This window comes from Microbacterium sp. ACRRU, assembly GCF_022346945.1.
In the GTDB taxonomy this organism is placed as follows: Bacteria; Actinomycetota; Actinomycetes; order Actinomycetales; family Microbacteriaceae; genus Microbacterium; species Microbacterium mcarthurae.
Map to the genome: position 1 here is coordinate 20,688 of NZ_JAKRNI010000010.1, position 26,317 is coordinate 47,004.

Genomic DNA, 26,317 nt, shown 5'->3' on the forward strand with positions numbered 1-26,317 from the left:
TCACGCCTGGCAGTTCGGACACCAGTAGAGCTTGCGCCCGGCGGCTTCCTCGACGAGCACGGTGGTGCCGCAGACTCGGCAGGGCAGACCCGCGCGGTGATACACCCAATGCCGGTCGTCGCGATGGGCCATGGCGCGACGGTAGGCCTCGGGGTCGAGGTCGTCCATCGTCATCATCTGACCCGTCTCGACGCCGATGGCGAGCAGCCGCACCCAATCGCGCCACATCGCGCGGACGGTCTCCTCGGGCACGTCGCGGCCGGGCGTGTGCGGGTTCTGGCGGGCCCGGAAGAGGATCTCGGCGCGATAGACGTTGCCGATACCGCTGACCACGGCTTGATCCATGAGCAGGAGGCCGATCGCGGTGGGCTTGCGCCGCACGGTCGCGACGAACCGTTCCTCCCCCTCCGCCACGTCGTCGACGAGCGGGTCCGGTCCGAGCTTGGCGATCGTCGCGACGACCTCGTCCGGGGTCTGCAGTTGGCACGCCGTGGGTCCGCGCAGGTCGGCGCACGTCGTCTCGGTGAGCAGGCGGAGCCGCACCGCACCGACCACGGGCGGCGGCCACTCGCTCTGCTCCTCCAGTCCGGTGGTCTGCTCGGACATGCGCACACGAGCGCGCCGCGGGGCGCCGATCGAGGTCAGGGAGTTCTCGCCGGCGGCATCCAGGATCGGCTCGCCGAGGACCGTGCCGCGCTGGTTGGTCTGGCCCATGCGGCCGTTCGCCGCGGCGATCGTGGCGTCGACGGCGACCTCGCCCGAGAAGTCCCACGCGCCGTACATGCCGAGGTGGACGCGCAGCCACACGTCCGGGTCGAACCGCAGGAACATCTGCTTGCCGACGGCGCGCACCTCGACCGCTTCGCGTCCGTCGATGACCGACGCGCCCTCCGCGAATCGCCCCTGGGGACTGGATGCCGCGACCGACCGGCCCACGATGTTGCGGTCGAATTGCCGCGCGATGCGATGGACGGAATGCCCTTCGGGCATCAGCCTGCCTCGGGATCGAAGGAGTCGCTCGCGTCGAGAACGTCGGGCTGACGCTGCCCCTCGCGCGGGTCGGGGAGCAGAATGCCGTCCTGCTCGTAGGCGGCCAGCTGCGCGATGCGGCGCGCATGACGTTCTTCGCCCGAGAACGGGGTCGCGATGAAGCGATCGATGAACGACGCGGCCTCGTCGAACGTGTGCTGCCGGGCGCCGATGGCGATCACGTTGGCGTCGTTGTGCTCGCGGGCGAGCTCGGCCGTGGCCATGTTCCACACCAGCGCCGCGCGGACGCCGAGCACCTTGTTCGCCGCGATCTGTTCGCCGTTGCCCGAGCCGCCGAAGACCACCCCGAGCGCCTCGACGCCGTCAGCCTGGTCGCGCACGACGGCCTGCGCCGCGCGGATGCAGAAGGCCGGGTAGTCGTCGAGCGGGTCGTACTCGATGGGGCCGTGGTCGACGACCTCGTGGCCCTGTTCGGCCAGGTGGTGCTGAAGCTGGGTGGAGAACTCGAGACCGGCGTGATCGGTGCCGATGTGAATGCGCATGGGGTCATCCTATTGACGGCCGCGGATGCCGCGGGTGGACATGACGGCGCCGCCCGTCCCGCGCGGGGACGAGCGGCGCCGGAACCTCTCAGGGACGCAGACCCGCGGCGACGGGCTTGAACCCCGCACGGATGTTCTCGCAGCAGCCGGGGCGGCACACGTCGTACCAGGGTCCGAGGTCGGTGACGTGCGGGCGCTCGGCCTTCGGCGTCCCCGCGAGGCGCTCCTCGACCAGGTCGATCAGCCCGGACACGTAGGCGGGGTCGACGCCGGGCGTGGGCGTGCGAACCGCGCGGATGCCGGCCTCCTCGGCCGCCTCCATCGCTTCGGTGTCGAGGTCCCAGAGCACCTCCATGTGGTCGCTGACGAAACCCAACGGCACGATCACGACCGCCTCGGCGCCCCGACCGGGCAGCTCGGCGATGACGTCGTTCACGTCCGGCTCGAGCCACGGCTGCGACGCAGGGCCCGAGCGCGACTGGTAGACCAATTCCCACTCCACGTCGGCCACGGCGGCGGCCACCTCGGCCATGACGTACGCGGCGACGGCCTTGTGCTGGGCCTCGTACGCCCCGCCCTCGCCGAAGTCGACGTCACGCGGGCCCGAGCGCTGCGCGTCGGCGGTCGGGATGGAGTGAGTGGAGAAGAGCACCCGGATCTTCTCGGCGGGGATGCCGTCGGCGATGTACGTCGACACGGCATCCTTCACACCGTCGACGAACGCCGAGACGAACCCCGGGTGGTCGAAGAACTGGCGCACCTTGTCGATCGTGACGGTGTCGCCCAGACCGGTCGCCTCGAGCACGCGGGCGTAGTCCTCGCGGTACTGACGGCAGCTCGAGAACGAGCTGTAGGCGCTCGTGGCGATCGCCAACAGCGTCGTGTCGCCGGCTTCCGCCGCCTGGGTCACGGCTTCCTCGAGGTAGGGGGCCCAGTTGCGGTTGCCCCAATAGACGGGCAGGTTGAGCCCGCGCCGCGCGATCTCGGCCTCGAGGGCCGCCTTCAGGGCACGGTTCTGCGCGTTGATCGGGCTCACACCGCCGAAGTGGCGGTAGTGGTGCGCGACCTCCTCGAGACGCTCGTCGGGGATGCCGCGGCCGCGCGTGACGTTGCGGAGGAACGGGATGACGTCGTCCTGCCCCTCCGGGCCGCCGAAGCCGGCGAGGAGGATGGCGTCGTACGCCACGGGCGTCTCGACCCACTTGGGCCCGGATGCCGCGGCCGGAGACGCGTAGAGGACGGTCTCAGGGGTGCTGTCCATATCGGTCGTGCTCACCCCGACATCCTCGCACTTACGCGGTGAGCCCGGCCCTGGGGTATCTCGACACTAGGCTTATACGGTTGTCGTCGGCGCCAGCAGTGCCATCCGCGACGACCCACCCACATCCTCGGGAGAACACCAGTGCCAGGAGAGAACCTCACCCGCATCGAAGCGCAGGAGCGCCGCGCGATCGTCGACACGCACGAGTACCACGTGCGTCTCGACCTCACCCGCGGCGACGAGGTCTTCGGTTCCGTGACCACCGCCCGCTTCGCCGCCACCGAGGGTGCCTCCACCTTCATCGACCTGATCGCACGCTCCGTGAACGCGGTCACCCTGAACGGCCGCTCGCTCGACCCCGCCGAGGTCTTCGCGGATTCGCGCATCGCGCTCGACGGTCTCGCGGCCGAGAACGAGCTCGTCGTCGACGCTGACTGCGAGTACACGAACACCGGTGAGGGTCTGCACCGCTTCGTCGACCCCGTCGACGGCGAGGTCTACCTCTACACGCAGTTCGAGGTGCCTGACTCTCGCCGTGTCTTCGCGGTGTTCGAGCAGCCCGACCTCAAGGCCGAGTTCACGTTCGACGTGACGGCCCCGGCTGCGTGGAAGGTGGTCTCCAACTCCCCCACCCCCGAGCCAGTGGACGCCGGCGACGGTGCCGCCCGGTGGACTTTCCCCGCGACGCCGCGCATCTCGTCGTACATCACCGCCCTGGTCGCCGGCCCCTACGAGAGCACGTTCTCCGAGCTGACCAGCGCCGACGGCCGCGTGATCCCGCTCGGCGTCTACGCCCGCAAGAGCCTGTGGCAGTACCTCGACGCCGACTACGTCTTCGAGAAGACCCGTCAGGGCTTCGCCTACTTCGAGGAGAAGTTCGGCTTCCCGTACCCGTTCGCCAAATACGACCAGCTCTTCGTGCCCGAGTTCAACGCGGGCGCCATGGAGAACGCGGGCGCGGTCACCTTCACCGAGACGTACGTGTTCCGGAGCAAGGTGACGGATGCCGTCAAGGAGCGTCGCGTCGTCACGATCCTGCACGAGCTCGCGCACATGTGGTTCGGCGACCTGGTCACCATGAAGTGGTGGAACGACCTTTGGCTGAACGAATCGTTCGCCGAGTGGGCCTCCACGATCGCCACCGCGGAAGCCACCGAGTGGGAGGCCGCCTGGACGACCTTCAACGCGATGGAGAAGACCTGGGCGTACCGCCAGGACCAGCTGCCCTCCACCCACCCCGTCGTCGCGGAGATCAACGACCTCGAAGACGTGCAGGTCAACTTCGACGGCATCACCTACGCCAAGGGCGGTTCGGTTCTCAAGCAGCTGGCCGCGTGGGTGGGCATCGAGCAGTTCTTCGCGGGCGTCGCCGCCTACTTCCAGAAGCACCAGTGGTCCAACACCGAGGTCGGCGACCTGCTGGCCGAGCTCGAGGCCACGAGCGGACGCGACCTCGGCGACTGGGCGAAGAAGTGGCTCGAGACGGCCGGCGTGAACACGCTGTCCCCGCTCATCGAGCAGGACGACCACGGCTCGCTCACGCGCTTCGCGATCGTGCAGACCGCGCCGTCGGACTATCCGACGATCCGTCCGCACCGTCTGGCCGTCGGCTTCTACTCGCTGCGCGGTGGCGTCCTCGAGCGGGTGCACCGCGTCGAGCTCGACGTGGACGGCGACCGCACCGAGGTGCCCGAGCTGCGTGGCACCCGGCGTCCCGACCTCGTCCTGCTCAACGACGACGACCTCGCGTACGCGAAGATCCGCCTCGACGAGCGATCGCTTTCCACCGCCATCGCGCACCTCAAAGACATCGCCGACCCGCTCGCCCGGTCGCTCGTCTGGGGTGCCGCGTGGGATCAGACCCGGGATGCCGAAGCCTCGGCGACCGACTACATCGATCTCGTGCTGCGCAACATCGGCGCCGAGACCGAGTCCACCACCGTGCGCACGACCCTCGCGCAGCTGCAGCTCGCCGCCAACAGCTACGTCGCTCCCGCGACGCGGGAGGCCGCGCGCGAGCGTGTCGCCGACGGGCTCTGGGAGCTGGCGCAGGCGGCCGAGGCCGGCAGCGACAGCCAGCTGCAGTTCGTCACGGCGTTCGCCTCGGCGGCGGCGACTCCCGCGCACGTCGAAACGGTGCGCGCTCTCCGCGAGGGCGAGACCGTGCTCGACGGACTCGACATCGACACCGACCTATCGTGGCAGCTTCTCGTGGCGCTGGCCGCGGGCGGCGCGGCGACGGCGGCCGACATCGATGAGGCACGTGCCGCCGACAACACGGCCAAGGGCGGCGAGTTCGCCGCGCAGGCCAAGGCAGCCCTGCCCAGCCGTGAAGCCAAGCAGGACGCATGGAGCGCCCTCATCGACCGCGCCGACGCGCCCAACACCATCGTCCGTTCCGCGGCGCTCGGTTTCACCCACCCGGCGACAGTCGACGTCCTCGCCGAGTTCGTCGGACCCTACTTCGAGATGCTCCTGCCGATCTGGGAGAGCCGCAGCTACCAGATCGCGCAGTACCTCATCGTGGGTCTCTACCCGTCGGCTCTGGCGAACGTCGAGCTGCGGGATGCCACTCGCGCGTGGCTGTCCGCGAACAAGGACGCCGCGCCCGCACTGCGCCGCCTCGTGAGCGAGAACCTCGCCGGCGTGGAGCGCGCCCTTGCCGTGCAGGAGCGCGACGCGCAGTAATCCGCAGTAGCGTCGTACGCCCCCTCCCGCTTCCGTGGGAGGGGGCGTACTTCTTCGGATGTACGCGGTGGTCGGGGATAGTCCTCCGGGAGGACGCGCCGGTGTCGGTGCGCTTCCTACCGTGGAGGCATGATCGTCGCAGACCACCTCACCAAGCGATACGGATCGCGCACCGCCGTGTCCGATGTCTCCTTCACCGTTCCCCCGGGACGCGTCACCGGGTTCCTCGGTCCGAACGGCGCGGGCAAGTCCACCACGATGCGGATGATCGTCGGGCTCGACCGCCCCACGTCCGGGCACGTGACTGTCAACGGCACCCCGTACGCCCGGCTCGCTGCCCCCCTCACCGAAGTCGGGGCGTTGCTCGACGCCAAGGCCGTGCACACGGGAAGAACCGCGCGCAACCACCTGCGGGCGATGGCGGCGACGCACGGAATCGACCGCCGCCGCGTCGACGAGGTGATCGAGCTCACCGGGCTCGCCTCCGTCGCCGACAAGCGTGCCGGTGGCTTCTCGCTGGGCATGGGCCAGAGGTTGGGGCTCGCCGCGGCGCTGCTCGGCGACCCGCACACGCTGGTGCTCGACGAGCCCGTGAACGGGCTGGACCCCGAGGGCGTGCGGTGGGTGCGGGAGTTCGTGCGCCACCTCGCTGCCGAGGGGCGCACGGTGCTGCTGTCGAGCCACCTGATGAGCGAGATGGCTCAGACGGCGGATCACGTCATCGTCCTCGGCCGCGGCGCTGTCCTCGCCGACGCGGCACTGGCTGACCTGGTCCGGTCGTGGACGTCCGCGAGCGTGCTCGTACGCTCCCCCGACCTGTCGCGCCTGATCGAGGTGCTCGCCCCCGTCGGCGCGACGGCGACGGCCGTGGAACCCGGCGCCGCCACCCTCACGGGGGCATCCGCGACCGACATCGGAGAGATCGCCGCGCAGCACGGCATCCCCCTGCACGAACTGACCCCGCGACAAGGCTCGCTCGAGGACGCCTATCTCGCGCTGACCGACGACGTGATCGAGTACAAGACGAAGGAACTCGTATGACCGCCCTGACATCCCCGCGCCGCACGACCTTCACCCGCGCCGCGGGCGGACCGACCTTCGCCCGGACGCTTCGCAGTGAACTCATCAAGCTCACCACCCTGCGCTCGACCTGGTGGTCGCTCGGCATCGGCGCAGCCCTGTCCGTGGCCATCGCCTTCCTGTACGTATCCGCCGTGGATGGCGCTTACCCGGTTCTGGGCGTCCTCGTGTCGGCGCAGTTCACGATGCTCGTCGCCGGCGTCCTCGGGGCGATCGCGATCACCGGCGAGTACGCCACGGGAATGATCCGCTCGACCCTCACCGCCAACCCCCGGCGGATTCCCGTGGCCCTCGCGAAGAGTCTCGCCGTCGCCCTCCTCGTCGGGGGCGCGACCGTGGTGACCTCCCTGGTCTGCCTGGCGGTCACGATTCCGGTGTCCACGGTGCCGATCGTCTGGTCGGAGCCGACCCAGGCCCTCATCCCGCTGCTCCTCGGCGTCGCCGCGATGATCGCGTACGCGCTCATCGGGACCGGTTTCGGACTTCTCGTCCGCAATGGCGCCGGCGCGATCGCCGCGACCGTCGGTGTGCTGTTCGTCGCCCCGGTCGCGGTGAGTCTCTTCCAGTTCGGCGGAGAGTCGTGGCAGTGGATGGTCGACCTCGGCCGTTACCTCCCCGTGGCGGCGGGACGCGACCTGACCGCGATCCCCACCGGCGACGTTCTCGTCCCCGCGCTCACCCTCGTGGCGTGGGTCGTGACGCTCATCGGTACCGGGCTGATCCTGCTGGAGCGTCGGGACGCGTGACCCGACCGGATTCGAGGGATGCCTCGGTGCTCAGGTGGCACCGAGGCATCCCTCGTTAGCATGAGGTCGATGTCTGTTCTCGCCAGCGCACCAGAACCGTCGCCCACCTCGCCCACGTCTCCCGCCGACCTCGTCGACCCCTCCACCTGGGCGTGGGTCGGTGCACGGCTGCTCGAGTTCGGCGGTGTCGCGCTGCGCGTGGCCGGGGTCATCATCGGCGTCGTCGTCGCCGCGTGGATCCTGCGCTCGATCATTCGCCGCGTCGTCGACCGGATCGTCAACGGAGCCAAGAAGAACGCGCGCGTGGACGACACGCAAGCGCTCGATCGGTCGCCGCTCGCCGCGGTCCGGCTCGTGCAGCGCACACGGACGCTCGGCACGATCCTGCAGAACATCGTCAACGTCGTCCTGGTGGTCGTCGCGCTGGTTTGGATCGCCGGGATCGTCGCCCCCAACGCCCTGGCATCCCTGACGCTCCTCACCGCGGCGGTCGGTGCGGGGCTCGGCTTCGGCGCGCAGAACATCGTCAAGGACGTCCTGAACGGCATCTTCATCGTCGCCGAGGACCAGATCGGTATCGGAGACGTCGTCGACCTCGGTCTCGCCACCGGAATCGTCGAATTCGTGAGCGTACGGATCACTCACGTCCGCGACGTCAACGGCACGCTCTGGTACGTGCGCAACGGCGAGATCACCCGGATCGGAAACATGTCGCAGGGCTGGTCTCGCGTGATCATCGACCTGGCCGTTCCCGTGGACGCCGACATCGAAGAGGTCGAGAAGGCGATGCTCGGTGCCGCCAAGGGGCTCGCCAAGGAGACGAAGTGGCGGTCCCGCATCATCGAGCAGCCCGAGATCTGGGGTCTGGAGTCCATCAGTGGCGACGCCTTGGTGATCCGGCTGGTCATGAAGACCCGGTCAAGCGCGAAGGACGATGTCGCCCGAGAACTGCGCGTGCGACTGAAGAGAGCCATAGACGCGCTCGGCGTCACGCTTCCGCAGCTCAACTCGATCATCCTGACGGGGGCCGAGGGCGCGCAGAGCGTCCGCGGGGCCAACCCTCCGAAGACGAAGCCGACGCCGGTGCCTCCCGCTGTCGAACGACCCGTCTGGCGCCCGCGGCGCAAGAAGCTCGCGGTCAGCGACACGGTCCTGGACACGGACGCCACGGCAGCCGAGGTCGCGGCGTCGGAGGTGGCGGCGTCCGACGTCGCAGCGGCCAAAAAGCCCTCCCCTCCCGCGCGCACACCGAAGCCCACCGATGTCACCTCTCCCCCGACTTCGACTGGCGGACCGGCCCCGCGTTCGGGCGACGGCGTCGACAAGCCCACTCCTCCCGCCGTGCGGGCCGATGACGACGGAGCCTCCGCGTGAGCGAACCCATCTCCTTCTACGAGCAGGCCGGCGGTATGGACACGTTCCGCCGCCTCGTCGACGCCTTCTACCGCGGCGTCGCCGGGGACGACGTCCTCAAGCCCATGTATCCCGAGGAGGACCTCGGCCCCGCAGCCGAACGCCTGACGCTCTTCCTCGCGCAGTACTGGGGCGGCCCGACCACGTACAGCGAGAATCGCGGTCATCCGCGCCTCCGTATGCGGCACATGCCGTTCCACGTCGACCCTGACGCCCGCGACCGGTGGCTGCGTCACATGCGCGCGGCGGTCGACGAGATCGCGTTGCCGCCCGCGCTCGAAGCACCGCTGTGGGATTACCTCGAGCGCGCCGCGCACGCCATGGTCAACACCTTCGAGCCGCGCGGTATCGCACCGACATCCGACGGTCGCGGGAGCGGTGGGTTGCCGATCCGTCCCGCGGACGGGGCGACGCCGCGACCCTGATCGCACCGGTGTGTGTGGGCCACGAACGGACGATTCCCGGACCGGACGAGTGGCGCACCGCCCCTCGGACGGCGCACCGCTGAGAGCGGGACCCCCTTTCGACGGGAGCTCAGCGTCCGAAGAAGTCCCCGAGGCCCGGAAGGCGCCACTCGCCGAGGCTCTCGCCGATCCCGCTGATCTGCTCGCCGACGCCCGAGATGCCGTCCTGCACCGTGCCGCCGAGGTCTGCGACACCGTCGATGCCGACGCCCGAGGCCAGCGACTCCACGTCGATTCCGGTCGCGAGAGCCTCGAGGTCGACGCCCTCGGCGAGAGCCGCGAAGTCGACGCCGGCCTGGGCGGCGTGCGCCAAGAGCGGCGCGGCGACGGCGCTCACGACGGCCCCGCCGGCCACGACGGCGAGCAGGGCTGCCGCTCCTCCCGCGCCCGCGACGACGGCACCCGTGCCGCCGGCGCGCGCGAGCAGCTGGCGCATCCGTCCGGGTCGCTGGGCCTCCGCGCGTCCCGCGGCGCGCGCCAGGTCGGCTGCGGAGTCCGACCGGGGGCGCTCGTGCGGTGCCAGGTCGGCATCCATCCGGGAACGCACGTGCGCCCGCTGCGCGGGGGTCAGGCGGGCGAACGCGTCACGGTGCAGGTGTTCGACCTGCTCCGGCGACGCGGTCCGGACGAGGTAGTCGTAACGGGCGATCGCCTCTCTGTCGGCTGCGGAGAGGTCGTGCCGACGGCCGCCTGCCGGCGGAGGTGCGTATCGCGCCGTGGGGTTTCGCGGCGCGTCGGTCCCCCACGCCGGCGGCGCATACCCGCCGCCCTCCGCCGAGGGCGCCCCCGGGGCGCCGGGCGCGGGACGGGCATCGCGCTGACCACCGGTCACCGCATCGGCCGCCGAGCGGACGACATCGCGCCAATCGCGACTGGCCGCGGAACCGGACGGTCGAGCGGATGACGCTTTGTCGACGGCGCGGGAAGCCATATCGAGGAAACGTGAGAACGAGGACATGGGAAGCCTTTCGACGGGGCGGCATGGATGCCGCGGCGTCAAGGTCTCTTCCGTTCCGAGGAACCGGCGGCCCCGGGTCCCGTGGTGGGACCGTGATGACGAGGCTGTCGCGAGGGAGTACTCCCCTTGTGGACACGACGCTAACGGTCGTGGCTATGAAGACGCTGGATCACCGACCGGTGGACCGGACCGCCGTCAAGCCGGAGCGCACCGGGCCGCGCACGAGCACGTGACCGCGGTTCAAGGTCACGCGGGTCCATGCCCCGCTCGAGCGAACCGTCGCCTGTTCCGCACCGGCGATGAATCCCAGGGCGAACGCCGCGAAGGCGGTGCCCAACGGCAGACCGCCGAGCTGCTCATCGGGCTGCCCCCACACCTGGCCGCGGACCGTGCGCACGACGTCTTCGCCGGGGTCGGCGGGCAGGGCGTCGGCGACGGCGGCGATGCCGTACTGGGCGCGGGCGGCGAGGATCGAGCTGTCGAGGGACGCCGTCTGCTCCCATCCTCCCCGCGGCGGCGAGATCCCGGCCCACGCGGGGGCGACGGCCGTCTCGGGGAGGACGATCGCGGACGCGTCATCGGGGGCGAGGGAGAGGGCGGATGCCTCGACCCCGAGGTCGCACTCGAGTTCGGGGTCGACCTCGGAGATACGCAGTCCGAGCACGGTGGGCGTGGCATCCAGGAGCCCGCGGGGCGCCAGCGGCGCCGCGGTGGTCACGAGCACACCCGCCGCGGCGCGCAGCCGCACGACACCGTCACCGAGGCGGACGGCCCGAGAGGCGAAGGTCAGCAGGTCGGCGGCCGCCTGCGGGTCGGGGAACATCAGGCGCGCGGACACTCGCCCTAAGCTATCAAGTGACACAGGCTTCTGCGCCGGAACGGGAGTGAGCGTGACCGACGCCATCGATCCTGTCGCCTCGTTGCTCGCGGTACTCGATCTCCGCGACGCGGGCGCACGGACCACCGAAGACATCTTCACCGGCTCTTCGCAGCCCATGCCCTTCGGGCGCGTCTACGGCGGACAGGTCCTCGCCCAGTCCGTCGTCGCGGCCTCCCGCACCCTGCCCGCCGAGCGCACCGTGCACTCCATGCACGGCTACTTCCTGCGCCCCGGTGATCCTGCCGAAGGCATCACGTTCTCGGTCGACCGCATCCACGACGGGCGCTCCTTCTCGACCCGGCGGACGCAGGCGTTCCAGGGCGGTGTGCCGATCTTCTCCATGATCGCGTCGTTCCAGGACGAGGATCCCGGCCTCGAACACGCCGAACCGATGCCCGAAGGCATCCCTCAGCCCGAGGATCTACCGTCGTTCGACGACGCCGAGCTGCACCCGATGAGTCGGCGCCTGTTCTCCGAGCGCCCGGTCGAGGTGCGGCACGTGCCCTCGCCGGTGTACACCTCCGTCGAGGGTCCTCACGTGCCGCGACAAGCCGTCTGGATGCGCACCCGGAGCCCGCTGCCGGATGACGCGGCGGTGCACCGGGCGGCGCTGGCCTATGTGAGCGACCTCACCATCCAGGAGACGATCCTGCGCGGCCACGGTGTGCCGTGGAGCACGTCGGGTCTGCGCGTGGCGAGCCTCGACCACGCGATGTGGTGGCACCGGCCCGGGCGCGTGGACGAGTGGCTGCTGTACGTGCAGGAGTCGCCGAACGCGCGGGGCGGTCGAGGACTTTCGACCGGCCGGATCTACACGCGGGATGGACTTCTGCTCGCGAGCGTCGCGCAAGAGGTCATGGTGCGCGTGCCGGCCAAGTAGATGCCACTGCCGAGGCACGAGTCGCCAAGAATTGTCGCTTCTGGACGCTCGACGGCGACGAATCTTGGCGACTCGCGCGTGGGCGACGGCGGCAGCTGCTTCAGCGTCCGCGGCGGCGGTACTCGATCGGGTCGCCGATGTACGGAGCCCATGCTGCGCGCTCGGTCTCGGTCCAGCGGATCGGCCGACCGCTCGCGGTGTCCACGAGTACGACGACCGCGGTCGCGCGGGCGTAGAGCACGGGCTCGTCCTCGCCCGCGGGGCTGAAGACCTCGAAGCAGATGTCGGCGCTCGAACCGCCCATCGCGCCGATCCAGAGGCGCACGTCGAGGGGGCGCTGGCTGTAGGGCACCGGGCGCAGGTACTCGATTTCCTGCCGCGCGATGAGCGTCGCGCGCTCGCCCCCGCTCTCGAGCACGCTCATGTCGAACACGGCGGTCGGCAGGGATTCCCCGGGGCCGTCTCCCCGCCAGAACGCTCGCAGTCGCGCCTCCTCGAGCAGTTTCAGCATCGAGGTGTTGTTGACGTGCCCCAGCGCGTCGAGGTCGCCCCATCGCAGCGGGATGGGGACGTGCACCCGCGCGGGCCCCGCCTCGACGGGACCCGCGCTGTCAGCGGCGTCAGTCACGCGTGAGCTTGCGGTAGCTCGAACGCGACGGGTTCGCGGCATCAGGGCCGAGTCGCTCGACCTTGTTCGCCTCGTACGCCTCGAAGTTGCCCTCGAACCAGTGCCACTGGTCGGGGTGCTCGTCGGTCCCCTCGTACGCGAGGATGTGCGTGGCGATGCGGTCGAGGAACCACCGGTCGTGCGTGATGACCACCGCGCACCCGGGGAACTCCAGCAACGCGTTCTCGAGGGACTGCAGGGTCTCGACGTCCAGGTCGTTGGTGGGCTCGTCGAGGAGGAGGAGGTTACCGCCCTCCTTGAGCGTCAGCGCGAGGTTCAGGCGGTTGCGCTCACCGCCCGAGAGCACGCCCGCCTTCTTCTGCTGGTCGGGTCCTTTGAAGCCGAACTTCGACACGTACGCGCGCGAGGGGATCTCGGTCTTGCCGACCGTGATGATGTCGAGTCCGTCGGACACGACCTCCCACAGCGTCTTGTTCGGGTCGATGTTGGCGCGCGACTGGTCGACGTAGCTGATCTTCACGGTCTCGCCGATCTTCAGCGTGCCGCCGTCGAGGGGCTCCAGCCCGACGATCGTCTTGAACAGGGTGGTCTTTCCCACGCCGTTCGGGCCGATGACGCCGACGATGCCGTTGGGCGGGAGGTTGAAGCTGAGGTTGGAGATGAGGGAACGGTCACCGAATCGCTTCTCGAGCTTCTTGGCGTCGATCACGATGCTGCCCAGGCGGGGCCCCGGCGGAATCTGGATCTCCTCGAAGTCCAGCTTGCGCGTGCGGTCAGCCTCGGCGGCCATCTCCTCGTAGCGAGCCAGACGTGCCTTCGACTTCGCCTGACGCCCCTTGGCGTTCGAGCGCACCCACTCGAGCTCTTCCTTCAGACGCTTGGCGAGCTTGGCATCCTTCTTGCCCTGAACTTCGAGCCGCTCGCCCTTCTTCTCGAGGTAGGTCGAGTAGTTGCCCTCGTAGCCGATCAGCCGGCCGCGGTCGACCTCGGCGATCCATTCCGCGACGTTGTCGAGGAAGTACCGGTCGTGGGTGATGGCGATGACAGCGCCGGGGTACTTCTGGAGGTGCTGCTCGAGCCAGAGAACGCTCTCCGCGTCGAGGTGGTTGGTCGGCTCGTCGAGGAGCAGGAGATCGGGCTTCTGCAGCAGCAGCTTGGTGAGCGCGACACGGCGCTTCTCTCCTCCCGAGAGCGGGCCGATGGCGGCATCTCCCGGCGGGGTGCGCAGGGCGTCCATCGCCTGCTCCAGCTGCGAGTCCAGGTCCCACGCGTCGGCGGCGTCGATCTCTTCCTGGAGGGTGCCCATCTCGGCCAGCAGCGCGTCGAAGTCGGCATCGGGGTCGCTCATCAGGGCGGAGATCTCGTTGAACCGGTCGACCTTGGCCTTGATGGCGATACCGTCCTGGATGTTCTCCAACACGGTCTTGTTCTCGTCGAGCTCGGGCTCCTGCATGAGGATTCCGACCGAGAAGCCGGGGCTCAGCTTGGCTTCACCGTTCGACGGGGTGTCCAGACCCGCCATGATCTTGAGGATCGTCGACTTACCCGCACCATTGGGACCGACCATGCCGATCTTGGCGCCCGGCAGGAACGCCATGGTGACGTCGTCGAGGATGAGCTTGTCGCCCACGGCCTTGCGGGCGCGGACCATGGAGTAGATGTATTCGGCCATCGAGGACGTACCACCTTCGATCGGGGATGAGGGCCGCGCCGTCCCGGGTCGCGGAGGAGAATCTCAGCGAGGCGCCCGGGCTCGCGGGAAGTCGTATCCAGCCTAGCAATGCCACCTGGACGCCGACTCTCGGCGCGCACGCGCGCCCGGATCCCCCCGCCCCGCCTCTGGCTCCGGTTGCGGTTTCGGACCCGGGGTCGGTCCCTCCCTCACTGCCCCGCCGCCGGAGGGCTGGTCACCAGTCGATCGCGCGAGTCTGCCCGAGGAGGCACCCGCCCGCAGCGAGACCCGGCAGCACCGTGGTGACGGGGTCGCCGGTGGACGGCCCCACCTGGCCGACGAGACAGTCTTCTCCCCACCGCACCGAGAACTCGATGCTCTCCGCGGGGTTCCCGATCGTGGTTTCGTCGGGGGTGAGCTGCATCTGCGTCTTGTCGAAGCCGGCCGACACCAGCCCGTCGACGTACGCACGTCCCGCGGCACGATCCGGCCCCGCCCACACGGCTTGGACCACTTGCGTGAACAGCGGCAGATTGTCGGCGGCGGAACCCGAAGCGATGAACGACGGCGTCGAGGGGGTCTCTGCAGCCGTCGGCGTGGGCGTCGACGTCACCGCGGAGGGCGTCGCGTCGTCGGTGGTGCCCGACAGGCCATCGGGGGCGCATCCCACCAGCGTGAGAGCCGCCGCGAGCACAAGCAGGACGGCCGGGCGTCGGTTCTCGATCACGCGCTCGAGTCTACGGACCGCCGAAGACCCCGCCGACGCGCTCAGAACGGCGTCGAGTCGGCAGCCTCGACTAGCGCGGACGCCTCGCGGTCGTCCGCATCGGCGGTGGGGGTGAGCGCAGCGCGAGGGTCTTCTGGCGCAGCGCCGGGTACGGCCCATGCCTCGTCGCTGCTCTCGGCGGTCGTCGCGTCGTCGTCCGCGCCCCGCGCGGCGGAGGACTGCGAACGCGCCCCGCGAGCAAAGGACGAGACCCCCCAGCGCAGATCGTGCCCGACGGCATCCGCCGTGACATCGGCGCTGACCCCCCGTTTCGCCTCGGTCTCCCACTCGCGCAGTCGCAATCGACCCGCCACGATGACCCGTTCACCCTTGCGCAGTGAGGCGAGGGCGTTGCGCCCCAGCTCGCCGAACACCGACACGCCGTAGTAATTCGTGTGCCCGTCCACCCACTGGCCGCGTTCTCGATCGAACCGTCGCTCGCTCACGGCGAGCCGGAACGCCGCGATCGCCTCGCCCGTCCGGGTGGACCGCTCTTCCGGATCGCCGACGATGTTGCCGACGAGGGTGATGTGGTCGCTCATGGTGTGTCCTCTCTGAGATGTGCGCTCCGGCATCCGCGTGCCCGACGGATGCCGGAGCCACGGCCAGGATGACTCGGCGTCTCCACGGTCCGCGGAGGCAATCGCCCCTCTCGTGGAGAGGCCCCGACTTCTGCTGGGTGGGGAGGATGGGCGTTCGAGGCGCCGAGCGGGAATGTCGGAGGTCCGTCGTACCGTGTGGCCATGACCACCGCACTGTGGAACGACCTCGCCCCGGCCCCGCGCCCGGCCGGGTGGGGTGCGGCGACGCACGTCGCCGTCGGCCTGTGGCGCATCGCCGACCCGCGCGGCGTCGTCGTCGGGCACGTGCGCGCCATCGCCACCGAGGGCGGCTGGCGCTTCGCCGCCGAGCGTTTTCACGCCGCGACGGGTGGATTTCGGCGCCTCGGCGAGTTCTGGTCGTCGGCCGATGCCCTGGAGTGCCTGCGCTACGCGCGGTGAGTCACGCCAGGCCCGGAGCCGCACCGCCGATCAGACCACGGTCGCGAGGTCGTCGAGGGGCGCACCGGTGGTCGTTCCGCGCACGTCGTCCCACGACGCGCGCAGCACCTCGACCGCACGCTCGAGCGTGTGGGGCGCGGCGGTGAAGGGGATGCGGAGGCGACGGTCGTGTCCCCCCTCCACCGCGAAGCGGGAACCCGCCGAGAGGAGGAGCCCCCGTGCCCGGGCGTTCATGACGAGCGGTGTGCTCACCGGCTCGCCGATCCCGACCCAGAGGGAGACTCCCCCGTACGTGGTCGGGACCTCCCACTCCGGGAACGTCGCCGCCAGCGCGGACGTCACCGCGTCGCGGCCACGGCGCAGAAAATCCGCTCGCTGGGCCGTGATCTCGTCCAGACGACCGACGAGGCGCGCGGCCACCGACTGCTCGAACTCGGGGGTCCCCAGGTCGTGCACGGGCCGCCCACTGGCGAGGCGGCGCACCACGTCGGAATGCGCCCGCACCCATCCGACGCGGAGTCCGCCCCACACGGTCTTGCCCAGGGATCCCACGCGCACGATCCGGTCCAGGTCGGGGAAGGCGGTCGCCTCCGACGGACGGTCGATGTCGAGTCCGGCCGTCGTCTCGTCCAGCACGAGGTACGTACCCGCTCTCTGCGCCCCGTCGACGAACGCACTGACCTCGGCCGCCGTCATCGTCCGCCCCGTGGGGTTGTGGAACTCGGGCATCAGGTAGGCCAGCGCGGGCAGCACCCGCCCGAACGTCTGCGCGGCGCGGTCGAGGTCCCAGCCGTCACTCGGTGACACCGGCACCCCCACGAGTCGGGCTCCGACGGCGCGGAACGCGTCCGCACCGTGGGGATACGTCGGTGTCTCGATCAGGACGCGGTCCGCTCGTGAGAGCAGCACGGATGCCACGAGGTGAAGGGCGCTTTGCGCTCCTGTGGTCACGAGGATCTGATCGGCGCTCGTCGCGAGCCCTCGCTCGCGGTAGTGCTGTGCGATCGTGTCGCGCAGCACCGGGTCGCCGACGACGTCGTACCCCGTCCGTGCCACGAGGGCCGCCGCGTCCTCCGCCACCTCCGCCATGACCGCGGGGAGCCCCGGCCACGCCGCGGGACTGGCCTGCTGCAGGTCGATCACGCCGTCTCGGCGCTCCCCTGCGCCGGGGTCGGTACGCCGCAGCGGGAGCGTGATGCTTCCGCTGCCGCGCAGGCTCTCGATGTGTCCGGTGTCGCGAAGGCTGCGGTAGGTGGCGGCGACGGTCGTGCGGCTGAGCCCGAGGGCCGACGCGAGCTCCCTCTCCGCGGGGAGGGCGGTTCGTGGCGCGATCCGATTGTCGAGGCACAGGAGACGGATGCCATCGGCCAGCGCTTCATAGGCGGGCCCTCGACCACGCCACCCGCCGAGCGCTTCGGCCAGGGCGCGGGCGGAGATCCGGGAGTCCATGGGGCCACCATAGGATAATTGGACCGGTGATTGAAGACCAATCTCGTGATTGGATTCTGATGTGTTGTCCCGGATCTCCCGTCTCCTCATCGGCCTGGCTCTGTATGGCTTCGGCTGCGCCCTGACGGTCGCGGCCGGGCTCGGCGTCGACCCGTGGACCGTCTTCGCCGAGGGACTCTCGCGCGTCACCGGTGTCGGGATCGGGTGGATCACGAACATCGTCGGTCTCGCGGTCCTGCTGTTGTGGATTCCGTTGCATCAGCGACCGGGCGTCGGCACGGTCGCGAACATCCTGCTCGTCGGCACGACCATGCAGCTCGCGCTGGGCGTGCTGCCGCAGCCGACGCACCTGGTGTGGCAGGCTGCGATGCTCGTGGCCGGCGTCGTCACCGTGGCCGTGGCATCCGGTCTCTACATCGGCGCACACTTCGGCCCGGGACCGCGCGACGGCCTGATGACCGGACTCCACGCGCGATTCGGCTGGCCCATCTGGTCGTGCCGACTCTCCGTCGAGGGCACCGTGCTGGTCGCGGGGTGGCTGCTGGGCGGCACGGTCGGCGTGGGCACCGTCGTGTTCGCCCTGGGTATCGGCCCGCTCGTTCACCTGGCGCTTCCCCTGCTGGCCGCGCCGATATCCCCACCCGCGCCGCGCTCCGTGGCACGCGTGTGACGCGAGCCCGGCCGACCGTTCGCACGTCGGCCCGCACCGCATCATCGCGGTGCGGGCCGACGGCGATCGCCGCGTCAGTGCTCCCGGAACTCCGGTCGCTCACTGCCCGGCTTGAGATGCCAGTGCAGGGCGCTCTTGGCGATCTCCATCGTCGGATACACGCCGAGTCGCTCGTCCTTTCCGGCCATGTGGACCGCGTAGCCCTCGGCATCCTTCTGGATCTTTCCCACGACGCCGCTCGGACCGTACGCGACCCAGAGGCGTCGAGTGGTCGTTTCGGACATGGTGCTCCTCTCGTTCGACCTGGCGGGAGAGTACGCCCACCCGCGCGGGGTCGCCAGGGGGTCGCGCGCGGCGTCGACGGGCACCGATATCCTGGAGGACGACCCCCAGTAGCTCAGTGGATAGAGCAGCGGCCTTCTAATCCGCCGGTCGCACGTTCGAATCGTGCCTGGGGGACCAACTCGCCGCACAGACCCGTCAGTAGGATGACGGGATGGTAAGCGCCTCTGAGAACGACCGGCTCGTGTGGATCGACTGCGAGATGACGGGTCTCGACCTCGCGGTCGATGAGCTCGTCGAGATCGCCGTCGTCGTCACCGATTTCGAGCTGAACGTCCTCGACCCCGGCTTCCAGGTCGTCATCAAGCCCGATGCGTCGGCGCTGGCGAACATGGGTGACTTCGTCACCGAGATGCACCGCTCCTCGGGTCTGCTCGACGAGATTCCGAACGGGGTGAGCCTGGCGGACGCCGAGTTCCAGGCTCTCGAGTACATCCAGCGGTTCGCGCCCCTCGAGGGCAAGGCTCCGCTCGCCGGCAACACGATCGGAACCGACCGCATGTTCCTCGCGAAGTACATGCCGCGCGTCGACCGCTGGCTGCACTATCGCAATGTCGACGTGTCGAGCATCAAGGAGCTCTCGCGCCGCTGGTACCCGCGTGCCTATTTCAACGCCCCCGCCAAGAACGGCGGACACCGAGCCCTCGCCGACATCCTCGAGTCGATCCGAGAACTCGCCTACTACCGCAAGGCGGTGTTCGTCGCCGAGCCCGGACCCACCAGCGACGAGGCGAAGGATGCCGCGTCGTCGGTCGTTTCGTCGTTCGCGCGGGACGTATGACATAATCGTTCAGTTGTCCGCTGCGGCAGACACATGGTGGCTATAGCTCAGTTGGTAGAGCACCGCGTTGTGGTCGCGGGGGTCGCGGGTTCAAGTCCCGTTAGCCACCCCACATCCGAAGGCCCGCCTCCCCGGCGGGCCTTCGTGGTTCCGGCCACAGCCCGCCGACGGCTCATAGAATCGAGCGGACGGGCGGATGGCATCCCTCACCGCCGTCCACAGGAGCGGGAGACCCCATGCACGACGACGTCGAAGAGCACGCGCGGCTCGATCTCGACGCCGCGGCGTTCGAGGCTCTCGTCGTCAGCGAACTCGACCGGCTGCCCGATGACATGGTCGAGGGACTCGACAACGTCATCTTCGTGGTCGAGGACCGGCCGGAGGACGGGTCGCTCGACCTCCTCGGCCTCTACGACGGGTGGGCTCTGACGGAACGGGAGCGCTACGGTTCGGGGGAACTCCCCGACCGCATCATCCTGTACCGGGAGCCGCACCTCGCCGCGTGCGCCGACGAGGACGAGCTCCGTGACGAGATCCACACGACGCTCGTACACGAGATCGCGCACTTCTACGGCATCGACGACGCGCGACTGCACGAACTGGGTTGGGCGTGATGGCGGGTCTGGCATCCCCTGACATCGATGAGGCGACCGAGATCGAGGTCGGCCCGCCGGTCGGATGGCAGACGGTGGTCTGGAACGACCCCGTCAACCTCATGAGCTACGTCGTGCACGTCTTCCGCACGTACTTCGGCTTCGACGCGGCCACCGCCCACCGCCTCATGCTGTCGGTGCACCACGATGGACACGCCGTCGTGGCGCGCGGTCCACGCGAACTCATGGAGGCCCACGCGCAGGCGATGCACGACTTCGGCCTGTGGGCCACCGTGCGAAAGGACCCGACATGAACGACCGCATCGTCGTGCTCGAGGTGAGCGGCCTCGAGGCCCTGCACCTCGCGGGCATCGTCGGCCAGTTCCGCGACCTCGTCGTCGACGCCGGCCGGGAGGACGACCCCGCCGTGGCCCGGCTGATGCCCGACGCCTACCCCGACGATGAGGCCGCGAGCCGCGAGTTCCGCCGGCTCACCGGCGCCGACATGCTGGATCGCCGCGCAGAGGACGCCCGCACCGTGCTCCACACCCTCGGCATGGACGGTGCAGAGCTCGACCCGGCCAGCGACCCGGACTCCACGATCGCCGTCGCTCTCGGCGAGAGCGAGGCACGCGCGTGGATGCGGACCCTCTCGGCGGTGCGTCTCGTCCTCGCCACACGACTCGGCATCCAGGACGACGACGAGCACCGCCCCGGCGACGCGCGCTTCGGAATCTACGACTGGATCGGCTACCGCCTGGACGGACTGGTCGCGGCCCTCGACCGACGCCTCGACGACCCTCCCGCGACACGCTGACGGCATCGGCCGGGGGGCCGCGTCACGCCGTCACGGAAGGCGGACGACGACGGATGCCAGGTCGCGGGGGGCGTGGACGGCGAGGTGTGCGTCTTCCTGCGCCGCCCAGCGGTCCCAGTGCGGTCGATAGGTGTCGCCGTCACGGCGCAACGCACGGTCGCGCCGGGCGGAATCCGGCGCGTCGACCCACACCCGCACATCGGCCAGGCGCGCGGCCTCGGGGGTCAATACTCCCGCGCCCTCCACGATGAGCGGCAGCGACGGGTCCACCGCGTGGGCCTCCGCGCGTTCGTCCCGCTCCCAATCCCAGCGTTGCCACACCCCGACCAGCCCCTTGGCGTGCGGCACGAGGATGTTCTCGCGCGCATAGTCCGCGCCCGCGGCGAGGCCGTCCCATCCCGGGTAGAGGTCGTCGAGCGCGACGAGCTGCACCCGCCCCGGGATCGGCCACGCGGCGGCGAGACGACGCGCCAGCGAGGTCTTGCCTGCGCCGCTGCGCCCGTCGATGAGAACCGCGGGGTTCGTCGCTCCGACCGCCGCGATGCTCGACAGGACAGTCCCGAGCCCCGCGGTCAGGGCGTCGTCGAGGGGGTCGGCGCTACTTCTTGAGGGCGCGGATGACACGGCTGAGGGCGCGACCGGCCACCCACACGAACGGGATGGCGACCGCCAGGAACGACACGACGTTCGGCTCGAACCGCAGGTCATCTCCCCGGCGGATGTACGCACCGAGCGGAACCGAGTAGCCTCCGCCTCCCCCACCGCCGTTGCCCTGCTCGTCGGAGCCGCCACCGTAGCCGGCCCAGGTCAGGGCGACGGGGACGAGACGGATCCCGCCCACGTCCTGCTGTTCCCCGTAGGCGGCGGTGACGCCAAAGTTCGTGGACTGCTGGCCGAGTTCCAATGCGATGTTGGGCATGGTGCCACCGTACCCGGCTGTCGTAGCGGCGCCCAGGGGTGTTGCGCGCCGACGGCGTCCGTGTCAGTGCTCGTAGGAGGGGCGCGGATTCGTCGGGAGAGCCCCGCCGCCGCGCGCGGGGCCCAGGAGCGATCCGCGTGTGACGGCCCCCCGTCCGAACCGTGCGGTCGCGCCGTCCAGAGCGCCCTCGACGCGACGCCACTCCGCATCGTCATCCCACAGCGTCGCGGCGGCCGTCGCCGGCCGCAGCTTCTCGCCCCGGACGCCGACGAGACGCACCGCCTGCCGGCGATCGATCCCGTCGAACAGCTCGATCGCTGCATCGCCGATGCGCTGCCCCACCGACGTCGGCTCGGGAAGCGTGCGGGAACGGCTCAGGGTCGTGAAGTCACTGAAGCGGACCTTGATCGAGATCGTCGACGCCTCGAAGTGCTGTTGACGCAGGCGTGCCCCGACCCGATCGGCGAGCCGGCGCAGTTCGACGTGCAGGGTGGCGGTGTCGGAGATGTCGGTGTGGAACGTCTCTTCGTGTCCGACGCTCTTCTCGGCGCGTCCGGTGTGCACCTCGCGGGCGTCGATGCCGCGGGCGAGATGCCAGATCCGCTGACCCATCGCCGGCCCGAGCACCTGCTCGAGCACGGGGCCCGGCGTGTCGAGGACATCGGAGATGAGCCGGATGCCGCGCGATTCGAGAGCCTCGGCGGCCTTGGGCCCGACGCCCCACAGAGCGCGTACCGATCGGGGTCGCAGAAACGCTTCGGTGTCGGCCTCGGCGACGATGAGCAGGCCATCGGGCTTGGAGATGGTCGACGCCATCTTCGCCACGTGCTTCGTCGCGGCGACCCCGACGCTGCAGGTGAGACCCGTACGCTCTTTCACGCGCACGCGAAGATCGCGGGCGATCTTCCCGGGGCTCCCCCACAGCCGCCGGGCGCCGCGCACATCGAGGAACGCCTCATCGATCGAGAGCGGTTCGACCAGCGGCGTGATCTCGTCGAAGATCGCCATGACCTGACGTGACATCTCGGTGTACCGCGAATAGGGCGGGTTCACCACGATCGCGGTGGGACACAGGCGCAGGGCGATCGCGACGGGCATCGCTGACTTGACGCCGTAGCGGCGCGCCTCATACGACGCGCTGGACACGACTCCCCGACCCTGGGATCCCCCGATGATGAGCGGCTTGCCCGCCAGGGACGGATCGTCCAGGACGGCGACGGAGGCGAAGAACGCATCCATGTCGACGTGCAGGATTCCCGTCCCCGTGTCATCGGCGCCGGGCGGCGAGACGATGCGCCCCGTGCCGTCTCCGCGTCCCATGGCATCCATTCTCCCCCGGGCCTCCGACATCGAGGTGGACGGCCCCACGACGCCCGGAACGACGGATGCCACGGCCCCCGGTCATCCGAACCGGGGAGCCGTGGCATCCGGAGCCTTACTGAGCGGCGGCGCGCTCCAGCACGAGCTCGCGCACGCGCGCGGCGTCGGCCTGGCCCTTCATCGCCTTCATCACCGCGCCGATGACCGCGCCGGCGGCCTGCACCTTGCCGTCGCGGATCTTCGCCAGGACGTCGGGCTGCGCGGCCAGGGCGTCGTCGATCGCCGCGATCAGGGCACCGTCGTCGGAGACGACCGCGAGACCGCGGGCGTCGACGACCTCCTGCGGCGTTCCCTCACCGGCGATGACGCCCTCGAGCACCTGGCGCGCGAGCTTGTCGGTGAGCGTGCCCGCATCGACGAGCTTCTGCAGCGCCGCGACGTTCTCGGGGCTGACCAGCTCGGCGGGCTCACGCTCCTCGGCGTTGGCGATGCGGCTGATCTCGCTCATCCACCACTTGCGCGCGGCGGCCGGCGTCGCACCCGCGGCGACGGTGGCTTCGACCTCGTCCAGGAGGCCGGCGTTGACGACGCCCTGGAAGTCGATGTCGGCGAAGCCCCAGTCGGCCTTGAGCCGGCGACGACGTGCGGCCGGCGGCTCGGGCAGAGCAGCGCGCAGCTCCTCGATCAGCTCCGCCGCGGGGACGACGGGCAGCAGATCCGGCTCGGGGAAGTAGCGGTAGTCGTCGGCATCCGACTTCGGACGGCCCGGCGACGTGCGCCCCGTGTCCTCGTGCCAGTGACGCGTCTCTTGCGTGATCGTCCCGCCCGCGGCCAGGATCGCGGCCTGCCGCTGGATCTCGTACCGCACCGCGCGTTCGACCGAGCGCATGGAGTTGACGTTCTTCGTCTCGGTCCGCGTGCCGAGCTTCTCCTGACCGCGCGGACGCAGCGAGACGTTCGCGTCGCACCGGAGGTTGCCGCGCTCGAGCCGCGCCTCGGAGATACCGAGGGCGCGCACGATGTCACGGATGGTCGCAACGTAGGCCTTCGCCAACGCCGGAGCCGAGTGCTCCGCGCCGAAGATCGGCTTCGTCACGATCTCGACGAGAGGCACGCCGGCACGGTTGTAGTCGACCAGCGAGTACTCGGCTCCCTGGATGCGGCCCGTGGACCCGCCCATGTGCGTGAGCTTGCCGGCGTCTTCTTCCATGTGCGCGCGCTCGATCGGCACGGTGACGATCGTGCCGTCCTCCAGCTCGACCTCGACGGAACCCTCGAACGCGATGGGCTCGTCGTACTGCGAGATCTGATAGTTCTTGCCGAGGTCGGGGTAGAAGTAGTTTTTTCGTGCAAAACGGCTTGACGGGGCGATCGAGCAGCCGAGCGCGAGACCCAGGCTGATCGAGGATCGGATCGCCTCTTCGTTCACGACGGGAAGTGCGCCCGGCAGACCCATGTCGACCGGGGCGACGAGCGTGTTCGGCTCGGCGCCGTGGTTCGCCTCGTTGGCCGGGTTGGGTGCGGCGGAGAACATCTTCGTCGCGGTGTTCAGTTCGACGTGGACCTCGAACCCGAGGACCGGCTCGAACAGCTCGAGCGCCTCGTCGAAGTCCATCAGCGCGTCCTTGGCCACTAGCGCGTCGCTCCGTTCGTGAGAGAGGGGGCTCGGTCGAGAAGAGGACCGCCCCACTGGTCGACGAGCAGCGCCTCGAGCGCCGCACCGACGCGGTACAGGCGCGCGTCCTCACGCGCGGGAGCGAGGAACTGGATGCCGACCGGCAGCCCGTCCTCTTCGACGAGGCCGCTCGGGACCGAGATGCCGGGCACGCCGGCCAGGTTCGCCGGGATCGTCGTGACGTCGTTGAGGTACATCTGCAGCGGGTCGTCGATCTTCTCGCCCAGGCGGAACGCGGTGGTCGGCGCCGAGGGGGTCGCGATGACGTCGACCTCGGCGAACGCCGCGTCGAAGTCCTGCTGGATGAGCGTGCGAACCTTCTGCGCGCTGCCGTAGTAGGCGTCGTAGTAGCCGGCCGACAGGGCGTAGGTACCGAGGATGATGCGACGCTTCACCTCGGGTCCGAAGCCCGCGTCGCGCGTGGCGGCCATGACGTTCTCGACCGTCGGCGTGCCCTGCGGGGTGACCCGGAGACCGAACCGCACCGAGTCGAACTTGGCGAGGTTGCTGGATGCCTCGGCCGGAAGGATCAGGTAGTAGGCCGCGACGCCGTACTCGAAGTGCGGGGCGCTGACCTCGACGATCTCGGCACCCTGCGCCTCCATCGCCGCCAGCGCTGCACGGAAGGACGCGGACACGCCCTTCTGGAAGCCGCTGTCGTCGAGCTCGCGGATGACGCCGACCTTGAGACCCTTCAGCACCTGCCCGGTGGCCCCCTCGCGCGCGGCCGCGGCGAACGACGGCCACGCGTCGGCGAGCGAGGTGGAGTCGTGGGGGTCGTGCCCGCCGATCACGTCGTGCAGCAGACCCGCGTCGAGCACGGTGCGGGTGACCGGACCGACCTGATCGAGGCTGGATGCCAGGGCGATCGCGCCGTACCGGCTCACTCCGCCGTAGGTGGGCTTGACCCCCACGGTCCCGGTGACGTGCGCTGGCTGGCGGATCGAGCCGCCGGTGTCGGAACCGAGGGCGAGGGGCGCCTCGAAGGCGGCGACGGCCGCGGCCGACCCTCCGCCCGAGCCGCCCGGGATGCGATCGAGGTCCCACGGGTTGCGGGTCGGGCCGTAGGCGGAGAACTCCGTCGAGGACCCCATGGCGAACTCGTCCATGTTGGTCTTGCCGAGGGGAACGAGACCCGCGGCACGAGACCGTGCGACGACGGTGGCGTCGTACGGCGACATGTACCCCTCGAGGATCTTTGATCCGCTCGTGGAGGGCATGTCGGTCGTGACCAGCACGTCCTTGACGGCCAGCGGCACGCCCGCGAGCTCGCCGAGCTCGTCGCCCGCGGCGCGACGCCGGTCGATGTCGGCCGCGACCTCGAGAGCGTGGTCGCTGACGTGGAGATAGGCGTGCACGTCACCGTCGACGGCGGCGATGCGGTCGAGGTGCGCGCGCGTCGCTTCGACGCTCGACACCTCCTTCGACGTCAGTGCGACGGCGAGGTCGGCGGCGCTCAGGCGCGTGAGATCGGTCACTGCTCCTCCCCCAGGATCGCGGTGACGCGGAACCGTCCGTCGGCCTGATCGGGCGCGTTCTGCAGCGCCTGGTCGCGCGTGAGCGTGTCGCCCACGACGTCGGGGCGAAAGACATTCTGCAGCGGGATCGGGTGGCTCGTCGCGACGACGTCGGGCGTGGCCACCTCGGACACCTTCGCGATGTTGTCGACGATGGCATCCAGCTGCCCGGTGAGGCTCTGCACCTCTTCGTCGCTCAACTGGATCCGAGCGAGCACACCGAGATGGCGCACGAGTTCAGGGGTGATTTCAGACACCCGGCAAG

General features: G+C 70.0%; 29 protein-coding genes and 3 tRNA genes. 14 read left to right on the top strand and 18 right to left on the bottom strand.

Annotated elements, in window-relative coordinates; translation table 11 throughout:
- The 3 genes from MHY30_RS07135 to MHY30_RS07145 all read right to left on the bottom strand — a co-directional run bounded on the left by MHY30_RS07135 (window position 1) and on the right by MHY30_RS07145 (window position 2,793).
- On the bottom strand, window positions 1–990 hold the full coding sequence (locus MHY30_RS07135) for an Fpg/Nei family DNA glycosylase (RefSeq protein WP_239276182.1): 990 nt from the start codon (window positions 988–990) through the stop codon (window positions 1–3).
- A complete protein-coding gene (locus MHY30_RS07140) occupies window positions 990–1,532 on the bottom strand; it encodes a ribose-5-phosphate isomerase (protein WP_239276183.1) in 543 nt (180 codons plus the stop codon). The genes MHY30_RS07135 and MHY30_RS07140 overlap by 1 nt, the downstream gene beginning before the upstream one ends.
- Window positions 1,533–1,620: 88 nt before the next feature.
- Entirely contained in the window at window positions 1,621–2,793 is a 1,173-nt protein-coding gene (locus tag MHY30_RS07145; RefSeq protein ID WP_239276239.1) for a ferrochelatase, read from the bottom strand.
- Window positions 2,794–2,934: 141 nt separating this feature from the next.
- Here MHY30_RS07145 and pepN point away from each other — a divergent pair, with 141 nt between their 5' ends.
- Complete coding sequence (gene pepN / locus MHY30_RS07150) at window positions 2,935–5,481, top strand: aminopeptidase N (protein WP_239276184.1); 2,547 nt, start codon at window positions 2,935–2,937, stop codon at window positions 5,479–5,481.
- Window positions 5,482–5,899: 418 nt separating this feature from the next.
- Here the strand turns inward: pepN and MHY30_RS07155 are convergent.
- Window positions 5,900–5,973: transfer RNA gene (locus MHY30_RS07155), tRNA-OTHER, on the bottom strand.
- Between MHY30_RS07155 and MHY30_RS07160 the strand changes: the two genes are divergently transcribed.
- The 4 genes from MHY30_RS07160 (at window position 5,941) to MHY30_RS07175 (ending at window position 9,145) form a co-directional block, all read left to right on the top strand.
- Window positions 5,941–6,522 (top strand): AAA family ATPase, encoded by a 582-nt coding sequence (locus MHY30_RS07160; protein ID WP_239276185.1) that lies wholly within the window; start codon window positions 5,941–5,943, stop codon window positions 6,520–6,522. The genes MHY30_RS07155 and MHY30_RS07160 overlap by 33 nt on opposite strands.
- Window positions 6,519–7,307, top strand: coding sequence for an ABC transporter permease subunit (locus tag MHY30_RS07165; protein WP_239276186.1), 789 nt, complete (start codon window positions 6,519–6,521; stop codon window positions 7,305–7,307). Before MHY30_RS07160 ends, MHY30_RS07165 begins: the two co-directional genes overlap by 4 nt.
- Window positions 7,308–7,376: 69 nt before the next feature.
- Window positions 7,377–8,681, top strand: coding sequence for a mechanosensitive ion channel family protein (locus MHY30_RS07170; protein WP_239276187.1), 1,305 nt, complete (start codon window positions 7,377–7,379; stop codon window positions 8,679–8,681).
- Entirely contained in the window at window positions 8,678–9,145 is a 468-nt protein-coding gene (locus tag MHY30_RS07175; protein ID WP_239276188.1) for a globin, read from the top strand. The genes MHY30_RS07170 and MHY30_RS07175 overlap by 4 nt, the downstream gene beginning before the upstream one ends.
- 109 nt (window positions 9,146–9,254) lie before the next feature.
- Here the strand turns inward: MHY30_RS07175 and MHY30_RS07180 are convergent, their stop codons facing one another.
- Both MHY30_RS07180 and MHY30_RS07185 read right to left on the bottom strand, forming a co-directional pair.
- Complete coding sequence (locus tag MHY30_RS07180; RefSeq protein WP_239276189.1) at window positions 9,255–10,142, bottom strand: DUF3106 domain-containing protein; 888 nt, start codon at window positions 10,140–10,142, stop codon at window positions 9,255–9,257.
- Between the two features lie 169 nt (window positions 10,143–10,311).
- Window positions 10,312–10,980, bottom strand: coding sequence for a hypothetical protein (locus MHY30_RS07185; protein WP_239276190.1), 669 nt, complete (start codon window positions 10,978–10,980; stop codon window positions 10,312–10,314).
- 52 nt (window positions 10,981–11,032) lie between these two features.
- Here MHY30_RS07185 and MHY30_RS07190 point away from each other — a divergent pair, with 52 nt between their 5' ends.
- Window positions 11,033–11,902, top strand: coding sequence for an acyl-CoA thioesterase II (locus MHY30_RS07190; protein ID WP_239276191.1), 870 nt, complete (start codon window positions 11,033–11,035; stop codon window positions 11,900–11,902).
- 100 nt (window positions 11,903–12,002) lie between these two features.
- Here MHY30_RS07190 and MHY30_RS07195 read toward each other — a convergent pair whose 3' ends face one another.
- The 4 genes from MHY30_RS07195 to MHY30_RS07210 form a co-directional block, all read right to left on the bottom strand.
- Window positions 12,003–12,530, bottom strand: coding sequence for a thioesterase family protein (locus MHY30_RS07195; RefSeq protein WP_239276192.1), 528 nt, complete (start codon window positions 12,528–12,530; stop codon window positions 12,003–12,005).
- Window positions 12,523–14,202: an energy-dependent translational throttle protein EttA gene (ettA, locus tag MHY30_RS07200; RefSeq protein WP_239276193.1), complete on the bottom strand. Its 1,680-nt coding sequence runs from the start codon at window positions 14,200–14,202 to the stop codon at window positions 12,523–12,525. Before ettA ends, MHY30_RS07195 begins: the two co-directional genes overlap by 8 nt.
- Window positions 14,203–14,437: 235 nt before the next feature.
- On the bottom strand, window positions 14,438–14,929 hold the full coding sequence (locus MHY30_RS07205) for a hypothetical protein (RefSeq protein ID WP_239276194.1): 492 nt from the start codon (window positions 14,927–14,929) through the stop codon (window positions 14,438–14,440).
- Window positions 14,930–14,970: 41 nt separating this feature from the next.
- Window positions 14,971–15,510, bottom strand: coding sequence for a single-stranded DNA-binding protein (locus MHY30_RS07210; RefSeq protein WP_239276195.1), 540 nt, complete (start codon window positions 15,508–15,510; stop codon window positions 14,971–14,973).
- Window positions 15,511–15,711: 201 nt separating this feature from the next.
- Between MHY30_RS07210 and MHY30_RS07215 the strand changes: the two genes are divergently transcribed.
- On the top strand, window positions 15,712–15,969 hold the full coding sequence (locus MHY30_RS07215) for a hypothetical protein (protein ID WP_239276196.1): 258 nt from the start codon (window positions 15,712–15,714) through the stop codon (window positions 15,967–15,969).
- A gap of 30 nt (window positions 15,970–15,999) precedes the next feature.
- On the opposite strand, the gene MHY30_RS07220 is transcribed toward MHY30_RS07215, so the two are convergent.
- Window positions 16,000–17,418 carry a PLP-dependent aminotransferase family protein gene (locus MHY30_RS07220; RefSeq protein ID WP_239276197.1) on the bottom strand — a complete coding sequence of 473 codons (1,419 nt, stop codon included), beginning with the start codon at window positions 17,416–17,418 and terminating at the stop codon, window positions 16,000–16,002.
- A 61-nt stretch (window positions 17,419–17,479) separates the two neighbouring features.
- On the opposite strand from MHY30_RS07220, the gene MHY30_RS07225 reads away from it, so the two are divergent.
- The gene (locus MHY30_RS07225) at window positions 17,480–18,088 is read left to right on the top strand and encodes a YitT family protein (protein WP_239276198.1); all 609 of its coding nucleotides are present in this window, start codon (window positions 17,480–17,482) and stop codon (window positions 18,086–18,088) included.
- A gap of 74 nt (window positions 18,089–18,162) precedes the next feature.
- On the opposite strand, the gene MHY30_RS07230 is transcribed toward MHY30_RS07225, so the two are convergent.
- A complete protein-coding gene (locus MHY30_RS07230) occupies window positions 18,163–18,372 on the bottom strand; it encodes a methyltransferase (RefSeq protein WP_239276199.1) in 210 nt (69 codons plus the stop codon).
- Between the two features lie 102 nt (window positions 18,373–18,474).
- Here MHY30_RS07230 and MHY30_RS07235 point away from each other — a divergent pair.
- The 6 genes from MHY30_RS07235 (at window position 18,475) to MHY30_RS07260 (ending at window position 20,621) form a co-directional block, all read left to right on the top strand.
- Window positions 18,475–18,550, top strand: a tRNA-Arg gene (locus MHY30_RS07235).
- A 34-nt stretch (window positions 18,551–18,584) separates the two neighbouring features.
- Complete coding sequence (gene orn / locus MHY30_RS07240; RefSeq protein ID WP_239276200.1) at window positions 18,585–19,211, top strand: oligoribonuclease; 627 nt, start codon at window positions 18,585–18,587, stop codon at window positions 19,209–19,211.
- Window positions 19,212–19,247: 36 nt separating this feature from the next.
- Window positions 19,248–19,323: transfer RNA gene (locus tag MHY30_RS07245), tRNA-His, on the top strand.
- A 124-nt stretch (window positions 19,324–19,447) separates the two neighbouring features.
- A complete protein-coding gene (locus MHY30_RS07250; protein ID WP_239276201.1) occupies window positions 19,448–19,825 on the top strand; it encodes a metallopeptidase family protein in 378 nt (125 codons plus the stop codon).
- Window positions 19,825–20,118: an ATP-dependent Clp protease adapter ClpS gene (gene clpS, locus MHY30_RS07255; RefSeq protein ID WP_239276240.1), complete on the top strand. Its 294-nt coding sequence runs from the start codon at window positions 19,825–19,827 to the stop codon at window positions 20,116–20,118. Before MHY30_RS07250 ends, clpS begins: the two co-directional genes overlap by 1 nt.
- Window positions 20,115–20,621, top strand: coding sequence for a DUF2017 family protein (locus MHY30_RS07260; RefSeq protein ID WP_239276202.1), 507 nt, complete (start codon window positions 20,115–20,117; stop codon window positions 20,619–20,621). Before clpS ends, MHY30_RS07260 begins: the two co-directional genes overlap by 4 nt.
- Before the next feature lie 30 nt (window positions 20,622–20,651).
- On the opposite strand, the gene MHY30_RS07265 is transcribed toward MHY30_RS07260, so the two are convergent.
- The 6 genes from MHY30_RS07265 to gatC all read right to left on the bottom strand — a co-directional run bounded on the left by MHY30_RS07265 (window position 20,652) and on the right by gatC (window position 26,309).
- Window positions 20,652–21,245 (bottom strand): hypothetical protein, encoded by a 594-nt coding sequence (locus MHY30_RS07265; RefSeq protein WP_239276203.1) that lies wholly within the window; start codon window positions 21,243–21,245, stop codon window positions 20,652–20,654.
- The gene (locus MHY30_RS07270; protein WP_239276204.1) at window positions 21,220–21,540 is read right to left on the bottom strand and encodes a hypothetical protein; all 321 of its coding nucleotides are present in this window, start codon (window positions 21,538–21,540) and stop codon (window positions 21,220–21,222) included. The genes MHY30_RS07265 and MHY30_RS07270 overlap by 26 nt, the downstream gene beginning before the upstream one ends.
- A gap of 63 nt (window positions 21,541–21,603) precedes the next feature.
- On the bottom strand, window positions 21,604–22,860 hold the full coding sequence (dinB, locus tag MHY30_RS07275; RefSeq protein ID WP_239276241.1) for a DNA polymerase IV: 1,257 nt from the start codon (window positions 22,858–22,860) through the stop codon (window positions 21,604–21,606).
- Window positions 22,861–22,975: 115 nt separating this feature from the next.
- The gene (gene gatB / locus MHY30_RS07280) at window positions 22,976–24,493 is read right to left on the bottom strand and encodes an Asp-tRNA(Asn)/Glu-tRNA(Gln) amidotransferase subunit GatB (RefSeq protein WP_239276205.1); all 1,518 of its coding nucleotides are present in this window, start codon (window positions 24,491–24,493) and stop codon (window positions 22,976–22,978) included.
- On the bottom strand, window positions 24,493–26,013 hold the full coding sequence (gatA, locus tag MHY30_RS07285) for an Asp-tRNA(Asn)/Glu-tRNA(Gln) amidotransferase subunit GatA (protein WP_239276206.1): 1,521 nt from the start codon (window positions 26,011–26,013) through the stop codon (window positions 24,493–24,495). The genes gatB and gatA overlap by 1 nt, the downstream gene beginning before the upstream one ends.
- The gene (gatC, locus tag MHY30_RS07290; RefSeq protein ID WP_239276207.1) at window positions 26,010–26,309 is read right to left on the bottom strand and encodes an Asp-tRNA(Asn)/Glu-tRNA(Gln) amidotransferase subunit GatC; all 300 of its coding nucleotides are present in this window, start codon (window positions 26,307–26,309) and stop codon (window positions 26,010–26,012) included. Before gatC ends, gatA begins: the two co-directional genes overlap by 4 nt.
- Window positions 26,310–26,317: the final 8 nt, after the last annotated feature.